This is a genomic window from Streptomyces sp. NRRL B-24572, assembly GCF_002156145.1.
Taxonomy (GTDB): domain Bacteria; phylum Actinomycetota; class Actinomycetes; order Streptomycetales; family Streptomycetaceae; genus Streptomyces; species Streptomyces vietnamensis.
This window is the reverse complement of sequence record NZ_MWIG01001155.1, coordinates 1-889: the sequence shown is the minus strand read 5'-3', so window position 1 is coordinate 889 and position 889 is coordinate 1. Positions and strand designations below refer to the sequence as shown.

The following is an 889-nucleotide window of genomic DNA, read 5'->3' as shown; positions in this document are numbered from 1 at the left end:
TGATCCGGCGCACGGCGGCCTCCCGCTGCCCCGCAAGATGGCCGCCGTGCGCCGGATCAGCGCGCTCGGTCAGGTCCCGGGCGTCAGCGAGCTCGACCCCGCCTTCACGGTCGCCGAGCACCTGCGCGAGCGGGCCCTGCTCCAGCGCCGCTTCGACGGTTCCGTACGGGCGCTCCTGCGGCGCCCCGCCGAGCGCGCGGCGACGGCCCGGGCCCGGATCGACGAGGCCGTGGCGGCCGCGGGCCTGGACCTCGACGCCCTGCCGAAGGGCGAGCGGACCTCCGTGCGGGACCTGGAGCGCCTCGAGGCCCTCCGGCTCTCGATCGCCCTCGCCCTGATCGGGCGCCCCCGGCTGCTCGCCGTGGACGACACGGACCTGAAGCTCTCGGACGCCGACCGCGCCGAGGCCTGGGCGCTGCTGCGCTCCCTGGCCGCGTCCGGGACGACGGTCCTCGCCGTCTGCAGCGAGGCCCCCGAGGACGCCCTGCGCATCACGACGCTCGAAGGCGGGACCACAGCGGACACCGCCCCCGAGACCCCGGCCGACACCGCGAAGACCGACTCCGCGAAGACCGGTCTCACGAAGACCGGCCTCACGAAGGCCGATCCCGCTGAGACCGCCCCCGCGGAGACCGGCGCCGCCGGGACCGGCGCCGCGAAGACCGACCCCGCCGGAACCGGTGCCGAGGACGGCACCGCCGAAGACACCACGGCCGCCGTCGGGGAGACGGCCGCCGACGACACCACCGACGCCACGACCGAGGAGGGGGCGGCCGATGCGCTCGCCGAAACTGGCCGCGCTTGAGCTGAAGCGCTTCGGCAGGGGAAAGCTGCCGCGCGCCGCGCTCGTCGCGATCCTGCTGCTGCCGCTGCTGTACGGCGCCCTGTA

General features: G+C 76.4%; 1 protein-coding gene. It reads left to right on the top strand.

The window, feature by feature from the left end; translation table 11 throughout:
- Positions 1-805, top strand: an 805-nt coding sequence (locus tag CCN56_RS41005; RefSeq protein ID WP_086832579.1) for a hypothetical protein, incomplete at its 5' end; no start/stop codon positions are given.
- Positions 806-889: the final 84 nt, after the last annotated feature.